This is a genomic window from Kitasatospora sp. NPDC056327 (assembly GCF_042261735.1).
Classification (GTDB): Bacteria; Actinomycetota; Actinomycetes; order Streptomycetales; family Streptomycetaceae; genus Kitasatospora.
In genome coordinates, this window is record NZ_JBHJRC010000364.1 from 1 (window position 1) to 7,634 (window position 7,634).

General features: G+C 74.6%; 8 protein-coding genes. 3 read left to right on the forward strand and 5 right to left on the reverse strand.

Annotated elements, in window-relative coordinates; genetic code table 11:
• Positions 1-32: 32 nt before the first annotated feature.
• Positions 33-908: a hypothetical protein gene (locus ACFCX4_RS32760; protein WP_376150497.1), complete on the reverse strand. Its 876-nt coding sequence runs from the start codon at positions 906-908 to the stop codon at positions 33-35.
• An 8-nt stretch (positions 909-916) separates the two neighbouring features.
• A complete protein-coding gene (locus tag ACFCX4_RS32765) occupies positions 917-1,573 on the reverse strand; it encodes a papain-like cysteine protease family protein (RefSeq protein WP_376150499.1) in 657 nt (218 codons plus the stop codon).
• A gap of 292 nt (positions 1,574-1,865) precedes the next feature.
• Here ACFCX4_RS32765 and ACFCX4_RS32770 point away from each other — a divergent pair, with 292 nt between their 5' ends.
• Complete coding sequence (locus ACFCX4_RS32770) at positions 1,866-2,798, forward strand: hypothetical protein (protein WP_376150501.1); 933 nt, start codon at positions 1,866-1,868, stop codon at positions 2,796-2,798.
• Positions 2,799-2,927: 129 nt separating this feature from the next.
• Here ACFCX4_RS32770 and ACFCX4_RS32775 read toward each other — a convergent pair whose 3' ends face one another.
• From ACFCX4_RS32775 to mca, 3 genes are read right to left on the reverse strand one after another with little or no spacing between them, the layout of a single operon-like run.
• Positions 2,928-4,985, reverse strand: coding sequence for a thioredoxin domain-containing protein (locus tag ACFCX4_RS32775; protein ID WP_376150503.1), 2,058 nt, complete (start codon positions 4,983-4,985; stop codon positions 2,928-2,930).
• Positions 4,986-5,028: 43 nt separating this feature from the next.
• A complete protein-coding gene (locus ACFCX4_RS32780) occupies positions 5,029-5,220 on the reverse strand; it encodes a hypothetical protein (protein ID WP_376150505.1) in 192 nt (63 codons plus the stop codon).
• Between the two features lie 49 nt (positions 5,221-5,269).
• Complete coding sequence (gene mca, locus ACFCX4_RS32785; protein WP_376150507.1) at positions 5,270-6,175, reverse strand: mycothiol conjugate amidase Mca; 906 nt, start codon at positions 6,173-6,175, stop codon at positions 5,270-5,272.
• 242 nt (positions 6,176-6,417) lie between these two features.
• Between mca and ACFCX4_RS32790 the strand changes: the two genes are divergently transcribed.
• On the forward strand, positions 6,418-6,828 hold the full coding sequence (locus ACFCX4_RS32790; RefSeq protein ID WP_376150509.1) for a DUF4307 domain-containing protein: 411 nt from the start codon (positions 6,418-6,420) through the stop codon (positions 6,826-6,828).
• 272 nt (positions 6,829-7,100) lie between these two features.
• The gene (gene greA / locus ACFCX4_RS32795; protein ID WP_376150511.1) at positions 7,101-7,601 is read left to right on the forward strand and encodes a transcription elongation factor GreA; all 501 of its coding nucleotides are present in this window, start codon (positions 7,101-7,103) and stop codon (positions 7,599-7,601) included.
• The last annotated feature ends 33 nt before the right edge of the window (positions 7,602-7,634 follow it).

Here is a 7,634-nt window from a genome sequence, read left to right on the forward strand (position 1 = left end):
GCTCCGGGCCCGCCCCCACCCGTCCCCGCGGGCTACCCGTGCCGCAGGGCCGTCCGCCGCCGCAGCGCGGCGCCCGCGCCCACGAGCGCGGTGGCGCCCAGGGCCGCCGCCGCCGTCACGGCGGGCAGCGCGGTACCGCCGCCCGCCGGGCCGCCGGCGGTCTCCGGGGCGCCGGGCTCGTAGCCGCCGCCCCTGCCCGCCCGGTCGTACGCCGAGCCGGGCAGCTTGTCGCCGTACCGCTGCCGGACGAGGTCCCGGTAGCCGGCCAGGCTCACCCCGGCCTCGCCCACCGAGCGGCGGGCGTCCTCGTCCAGCGGCAGCACCCGGCCGTCCCGCAGCACGTACCAGGCGTCGATCTGCGGCTCGCGGAACGCCGTCCCGCCACCGCCGGCCGCCGCCCGCGCCGCGTAGTCGCTCTCGTCGCCGCCGGTGGCGATGTTGACGACCCGCCAGGCGCCGTCGCGCTTCACCGTCCAGACCGAGGCGACCCGGCCGTCCGCCGCGACCACCCGGCTCGCCGTGAACTCCGCCCGGGCCACCGGGGCGCCCGGGGTGCCGGACACGAAGCCCGCGTCCAGCGTGTACACCGGCACGGGGTCCCCGTCCGGCCGGGGACCGGCCACCGGCGCCGCCGCGGGGGCTCCGGCGGCGGACGGTCCGGCAGACGGGGCACCGGTACGGGCGAAGAAGCGGCCCACCTGGTCGAGCACCGCCGGGCTCCGCACCGCGCCGCCGGAGGCGGCCAGCTCCGCCGCGGGCACCGGCTCGGGAACCCCGGCGGAAGCGGCCGGGGCGCCGGGTGCGGGGGCGGCGGAGGCCGCCGCCGCGAGCACCGGGCCCAGGCCGGCGGCGAACAGGACGGCCACCGCGCCGCGGACGGCCGCGGCCCTGCGCATGCTGCTGCTCATGTCGCCCCTCACGCGCCGATCCGGTACAGGGAGTGGGTCCAGGAGAACGTGCCGTTGGACACGTAGTAGTTGTAGTCCGCCCAGTTGTAGCGGCGGTTGGAGGGCCAGGGGTCGCCCCAGTAGACCCAGTTGCTGCCGGTGTCGTACCCGTAGACGACGTGCATGTGGCCGCCGCCGGAACTCCACTGGATCCGGGTCTCCACCGGTCGGTCGGCGTTCACCTCGGTCTGCACCGTGGCGTAGCGCAGGTAGCCGGAGACGTACGAGCCCGGGTTGATGCCGATCCGGCCCAGGGCGTTCTGCACGTCGCCCAGGGTGGCCTGGTTGTTGGGGCAGGCGGAGTTGGCCGAGCGGCCGAACGCGGCGTTGCAGAACTGGTTCTGGCTGTAGCCGTAGCCGTACCAGGTGGCGATGGTGTTGCCGCTCGCCGCCCAGCACCAGTTGCTCTGCTCCTGCTGCTGCATGGTGATGTTGAGCTTCCGGTAGGTGCCGGCCAGATCGGCCGAGGCGCCCGCCGCGGCGGCGGGCCGCACCCGTTGCGTTCCGGACGCGGCCGTGGGGGCGGCCTGGGCCGGGCCGGCGGCCACGGCGCCGAACGCCGGGCCGAGGACGGCGAGCGCGAGCACCGAGACGGTGCGGCGCGGACGGATCCGTGCGAATGACATGGGGATGTCCTCCTTGCGACAGGCAGAGGAGTCGTGGGGTGTGGGGGTGCGGTCCGGATCGCGCCACCGAGCATCGCGCCGGCGACCGGGCCGGTCAACGCCCCGCGGAGCCCCTCCGGCGGGGTGTGAACGGGCCCGCAGCGCTGTGAACACCGGCACCGGAACCCCCGCCGGGAACGTCCGGACCGGTGACAAACCCCCCTCCACATGTGAATATTCACGACCGACCGGGTCCACCGCCGCGGCCCCTCCGGCCGGCCCGTCCCGCCCGGTCCCGTCCAGAGGAGGCCGCATGCGGCGGACCGACCGTCCCGATCTCGCCACCGCGCTGCGCACGGGCCCGTTCGACCTCGCCCTGCGCACCGCCATCGCGGCCCGCGGTCTCGCCCTGCACCGCGTACGCGACCACCTCGCACTGCGCGGCGTCCACGTCGGGGTCACCAGCCTCAGCTACTGGCAGCAGGGCAGGCGCCGCCCCGAGCGGGCCGAGTCCCTGCGCGCGGTACGGGAGTTGGAGCGCGTCCTGGATCTTCCCGCGCACTCGCTCACCCGGCTGCTCGGCCCCCGGCGCGGCGCGCCCGCCGCCCCGGCCGGGCCGCCCGTCCGCCCCTACCGCGACCTCATCAGCCCGGCCGCCGCCGTCGACGAACTGCTCGCCGCCCTGGCCGGCCCGCCCGACACCGGCCTGCACACCGTCACCCACATCGAGCGGATCCGGATCGGCGCCGACCGCCGGCTCCGGCGGCGCGACTCCCAGCACGCCCTGCGCGCCCACCGCGACGGCATCGACCGCTACCTCGCCATCCACCAGGGCGATCCCGGCAGCGACATCGGCCGGGTCGGCGTCCGCGCCGAGGAGAACTGCCGCCCCGGCCGGATCCGCCGCGACCAGGCCCACGACCTGCTGATCGCCGAACTCCTGCTGGACCGGCGCCTGCGGGCGGGCGACACCCACCTGCTCGGCTACGGCTTCGACGACGCGCCGGCCCCCTCCCCCAGCTCCGAGTACGTCCGGGGCTTCCACGCGGGCGCCGGGCAGTACGTCCTCCAGATCACCTTCGACCCGGCCGCGCTGCCCGTGCGCTGCCACCGCTTCGCCCGCCGCTCACCCGCGGAGGAGCCCTACGAGCGCGAGGAGCTGACCCTGGACGGCCACCACGGCGTGCACCTGGTCGCCACCTCCGTCCGGCCCTGCATCCTGGGCATCGGCTGGGACTGGGAGTAGCCCGTCCCCGGGCTCACCCGTGCGCGGCGGGGAAGCCGCCGGCCTGCGTGCGGAAGTCGTCCGGGGAGGTGCTGAGGGCCCGGGGCACGGCCCGTCCTCACCCGCCGTCCGGGCCGCCGCCCACCGGTTCTACGCCGGGCCGGGCGCTCCCAGCCGCTCCGCCAGCGCCGCCGGGTCGGTGACCGGTGCGTCGCAGGTGAAGTGCCGGCAGACGTACGCGGCGGGCGCGCCGCCCACCAGCGGCCGGCCCGCGAGCAGCGGGACCTCGTCGCTGCCGGCCCCGGGCTCGCCGAACGCGACCACCGCGCCGGGGGCGGTGCCCAGCAGTGCGGCGCGGTGCAGCGCGACCGTGTCCGGGGCGCCGGCCGGCCCGATCACCGCGACCTCGCGCGGCCCGTCGGCCAGCGCCTCGGCGGCGGCCAGGCCCCAGCCGATGAACCGCGGTGCCCGGGACGCGAGCGCCCCGACGATGCCGAGCGCCCGCTCGGCGGCGGTGCGGTGGCGGGCCGAACCGGTGTACGCGGCGTAGCCGAGCAGGGCGTTGGCCGCGGCGGTCCAGCCGGACGGGGTCGCGTTGTCGGTGGGGTCCTGCGGGCGGCGGATCAGCTCCTCGGCGTCGTCCGCGGTGTCGTACAGCGCGCCGGTCGCCTCGTCGGCGAAGTGCTTGAGGACGGTGTCCAGCAGCCCGCCGGCCAGCTGGAGCCACTCGGCCTCGCCGGTGACGGCGTACAGCGCGAGGAAGCCCTCGGCGGTGTCGGCGTAGTCCTCCAGCACCCCGGCGTTGACGCCGGCCCGGCCGTCCCGGGAGGTGCGCAGCAGCCGGCCGTCGGGGGTGAGGTGGACGGCGAGCAGCAGGTCGCCTGCGCGTTCGGCGGCCCGCACCAGGTCGGGGCGGTCCAGCAGGGCGCCGGTCTCGGCGAGCGCGGCGATGGCCAGGCCGTTCCAGGCGGCGACCACCTTGTCGTCCCGGGCGGGCGCCGGGCGGGACGCGCGGGCCTCCAGCAGGCGGGCCCGGATCGCCTCGTACTCCCCGGGGTCCCCGGGGTCCGCGAGGAGCTGCAGCACGGAGGTGCCGTGCTCGAAGGTGCCGTTCGCGGTGACGGAGAACAGCCGGGCGGCGGTGGCGGCGTCGGCGGGGCCCAGCAGGTCGACCAACTGGCCCGGTTCCCAGACGTAGTAGGCGCCCTCGGTGGTGGCGCCGGTCTCCTCGTCCAGGCTGTCGGCGTCCAGCGCGGAGGCGAACGCGCCCTCGGGGGTGCGCAGTTCGCGGATCAGGAAGTCCGCGGTGGAGAGCGCGACCCGGCGGGCGAGCGCGGAGCCGGTCGACCGCCACAGGTGCAGGTAGGCGCGGAGCAGCAGCGCGTTGTCGTAGAGCATCTTCTCGAAGTGCGGCACCACCCAGCCGGCGTCCACCGCGTACCGGGCGAAGCCGCCGCCGAGCTGGTCGTGGATGCCGCCGCGGGCCATCGCCTCGCCGGTGCGGACGGCCATCTCCAGCGCGGCCTCGGAACCGGTGCGGGCGTGGTGGCGCAGCAGGTACTCGATCACCATGGCCGGCGGGAACTTGGGCGCTCCGCCGAAGCCCCCGTTGCGCTGGTCGAAGTCCCGGCCGAGCGCGACCAGGGCCTGGTGCAGGTCGGCCTCCCCGGGCGGCTGGTGCACCCCGCTGCCGACCGCGTAGACGGAGGCCCGCTCGGCCAGGTCGGCCCGGATCCGGGCGGCCACCTCGCCGACCTCGTCCCGCCGGTCCCGCCAGGCCGCGTGGACGCCCTCCAGCACCTGCCGGAACGAGGGCATGCCGTGCCTGGGCTCGTCCGGGAAGTAGGTGCCGAAGTAGAACGGCTCCTTGCCGGGCGTCAGGAAGACGGTCATCGGCCACCCGCCCTGCCCGGTCGCCGCCTGCACCGCCTCCATGTAGACGGCGTCGACGTCGGGCCGCTCCTCCCGGTCCACCTTGACCGCGACGAACCGCTCGTTGAGGTACCCCGCCACCCCCTCGTCCTCGAAGGACTCGTGCGCCATCACATGGCACCAGTGGCACGCCGCGTAGCCGACGCTCAGGAGCACCGGGACCCCGCGGCGCTCCGCCTCGGCGAACGCCTCCGGGCTCCACGGCCACCAGTCGACCGGGTTGTCGGCGTGCTGCTGCAGGTACGGCGACGTCGCGTCTGCGAGGCGGTTCGGCATGCCCCCATCCTTGCGCATCGGCGCCCGGGACGGGGGCACGGCCTCACTCCTTCGGGGACTCCGGCTCCTCCGTGAAGTTCACGCGCTTGAACTGCTTGTTCATCGACTTGGCCAGGAACCAGGTGGCCACGCCGAGGGCGGCGAAGACGAGGAAGCCCAGCAGGCCGGGGGTGACCTTGGCGTCGTCGACGGCGAGTTCGGCGGCGAGGTGGGTGAGGTTCACGGGGGCGCTCATATCTCTATGGTGGCCCGGCTCACGGGGAGCCGGGCCGTCGGGGGGTGCTTCAGTCCCGCGTGTCGGCCGACTCGGCCGCCAGGCTCGGGGTGCGCAGGCCGGCGAACAGGTCGTCCTCCGGGAGGTCCACGTCGACCAGGGTACGGGCGAGCTCGTAGTCCTCGGTGGGCCACACCTCGCGCTGGACCTCCAGCGGGACGCGGAACCACGGGCCGTCCGGGTCGATCTGGGTGGCGTGCGCGATGAGCGCGCGGTCCCGGGTCTCGAACCAGTCGTCGCAGCGGACCCGGGTGGTGATCTCGCGCTCCTGGCGGCCGCTCTTCTCCCACCCCTCGATCCACTCGCCGTAGGGCGAGTCGTGGCCGTTCTCGCTCAGGTAGGCGTGCAGCGCACGGATCCGGCCCATCGGGAAGCCGTGGTTGTAGTAGAGCTTCAGCGGCTGCCAGGGCTCGCCGGCCCCGGGGTACGCGTCGGGGTCGCCGGCCGCGTCGAAGGCCGCCATGGTGATCTTGTGGGTCATGATGTGGTCCGGGTGCGGGTAGCCGCCGTTCTCGTCGTAGGTCGTGATGACCTGCGGCCTGAACTCCCGGATCAGCCGGACCAGCGGCTCGGCCGCCGCCTCGACGTCCTGGAGGGCGAAGCAGCCCTCGGGCAGCGGGGGCAGCGGGTCGCCCTCCGGCAGGCCCGAGTCCACGAAGCCCAGCCAGGCCTGCTTGATCCCGAGGATCGCGCGGGCCTCGTCCATCTCCTTGCGCCGGACCTCGTGGATGTTCTCCTCGATCGCCGGATCGCCCTGCAGCTTCGGGTTGAGGACCGAACCGCGTTCCCCCCCGGTGCAGGTGGCCACCAGCACGTCCACCCCGTGGTCGACGTACATGGCCATGGTCGCCGCGCCCTTGCTGGACTCGTCGTCCGGGTGGGCGTGCACCGCCATCAGTCGCAACTGCTCAGTCAACGCGTACGTTCCTTCCACACAATGTCCGGGCGTCCCGCGCAAGCCGGTCTGCCCACCGTCCGAGCCGCTCATGGGGCCGCGTCGCCGCAGGACCGCCCGGCGCCCTCGGGCACCGACACGGCCGAGCCCCGCCCCCGCCGGACCGGCCGCGGGCGTGCCCCTCCTATAGTGACGGACTGGAGGAGCACCGCATTCCCCCCGCACCACCCTCGCGGCCCCTCCCCACGAGAGGACTGAGCTCCATGAGTGCTGGCACCCGGACCCCGCAGCTGCCCGAGGGGCGCTACGGGGGGCGCGGCGACCGCGAGACCGACCGCCGGCTCAAGGTGGTCGGCGCGGTCTGCGGGGCACTGCTGATCGGGCTGATCGTCTGGCTGGGCACCTCGTACCTGATCCGCGAGACGAAGATCAACGGCACGGTGCCGACCTTCCAGGCGCTCTCCGACACCGAGCTCCAACTGCACCTGGCGGTCCGCAAGAGCGACGGCACGGCGGGCAGCTGCACCGTGCGCTCGCAGGGCGCGGACGGTGCGGTGGTGGGGATGGCCGACTTCCCCGTCCCGGCGCGGGGCGCCGAGTACGACGCGGTGGTGAGCCTGCGCACGACGGCCCGCGGCACCACGGCCGAGCTGCTGGGCTGTACTCCCGAGTAGCGCCCCGGTGCGCATATTCGCTCAGGAGAACGGGCATCCGTAGAGGAGCCCCGCCCACCGATCCTGTACACCTCGGCGCAACGCCGTCGTCAATGACGCGCCAACGACCCTCCCCTTTGTCGGCGGGAGTTGTTAGGCTCGTGGTTTCGCCCCTTCCGCACCAGCTGGTACGGGAGCGGGCGTTGCTTTGTAGTTAAGACCGATATCAGCACCAACCGACGCGCTGACGCATCACACCCTCAGCACAGCCCCAGCACCTACGAGGAGCACCCGTGACCCAGACCAGCGAGAACGTGACCTGGCTCACTCAGTCCGGCTACGACCAGCTCAAGGCCGAGCTGGATCACCTGACCGGACCCTGGCGGATCGAGATCGCGCAGAAGATCGAGGCCGCGCGCGAGGAGGGTGACCTCAAGGAGAACGCCGGCTACCACGCCGCCAAGGAGGAGCAGGGCAAGTACGAGCTGCGGATCCGCCAGCTCACCCAGCTCCTGGAGCGCGCCAAGGTCGGCGAGGCCCCCGCGGACTCGGGCGTGGTCGCCCCGGGCATGGTCGTCACGGTCGCCTTCGACGGCGACGAGGACGACACCATGAAGTTCCTGCTCGGCTCGCGCGAGGTCGCCGGCGACGACGACCTGGAGATCTACTCCCCGCAGTCGCCGCTCGGCCGCGCGATCGACGGCCGGACCATCGGCGACGAGGCGACCTACGAGCTGCCGAACGGCAAGCAGGCCATGGTGCGGATCATCGAGGTCAAGCCCTACGCCGGCTGATCCCCGGAAACGCCGGAGGCGGCCGCGGCACCC

Excerpts from the sequence above, each read along its gene's own strand:
- ACFCX4_RS32775 (WP_376150503.1), bottom strand. The coding sequence starts at position 4,985 with ATGCCGAACCGCCTCGCAGACGCGACGTCGCCGTACCTGCAGCAGCAC.
- ACFCX4_RS32780 (WP_376150505.1), bottom strand. The coding sequence starts at position 5,220 with ATGAGCGCCCCCGTGAACCTCACCCACCTCGCCGCCGAACTCGCCGTC.
- ACFCX4_RS32790 (WP_376150509.1), top strand. The coding sequence starts at position 6,418 with ATGAGTGCTGGCACCCGGACCCCGCAGCTGCCCGAGGGGCGCTACGGG.
- ACFCX4_RS32765 (WP_376150499.1), bottom strand. The coding sequence starts at position 1,573 with ATGTCATTCGCACGGATCCGTCCGCGCCGCACCGTCTCGGTGCTCGCG.
- ACFCX4_RS32770 (WP_376150501.1), top strand. The coding sequence starts at position 1,866 with ATGCGGCGGACCGACCGTCCCGATCTCGCCACCGCGCTGCGCACGGGC.
- ACFCX4_RS32760 (WP_376150497.1), bottom strand. The coding sequence starts at position 908 with ATGAGCAGCAGCATGCGCAGGGCCGCGGCCGTCCGCGGCGCGGTGGCC.